Annotated in this window: 3 tRNA genes; all 3 read right to left on the bottom strand. The window is 52.3% G+C overall.

Annotated features, from left to right (window positions below):
• Positions 1–10: 10 nt before the first annotated feature.
• Positions 11–83 (bottom strand) — tRNA-Phe (locus HMPREF2853_RS09495).
• Positions 84–86: 3 nt separating this feature from the next.
• Positions 87–160 (bottom strand) — tRNA-Met (locus HMPREF2853_RS09490).
• A gap of 11 nt (positions 161–171) precedes the next feature.
• A tRNA-Ser gene (locus HMPREF2853_RS09485) sits at positions 172–261 on the bottom strand.
• Position 262 lies beyond the last annotated feature (1 nt).

Raw genomic sequence — 262 nt, 5'->3', positions numbered from 1 at the left:
AAATAAAATATGGCGCGAGACGGAATCGAACCGCCGACACATGGAGCTTCAATCCATTGCTCTACCAACTGAGCTACCGAGCCAAATTGCGGGAGCAGGATTTGAACCTACGACCTTCGGGTTATGAGCCCGACGAGCTACCGAGCTGCTCCATCCCGCGTTAATATAAAAAGGAGGATGTGGGATTCGAACCCACGCACGCTTTTACACGCCTGACGGTTTTCAAGACCGTTCCCTTCAGCCGGACTTGGGTAATCCTCCA

This window comes from Streptococcus sp. HMSC077F03, from assembly GCF_001812375.1.
Classification (GTDB): Bacteria; Bacillota; Bacilli; order Lactobacillales; family Streptococcaceae; genus Streptococcus; species Streptococcus oralis_S.
Note: the sequence above shows the minus strand (reverse complement) of the source record. Positions and strands in the feature narration are given on the sequence as shown.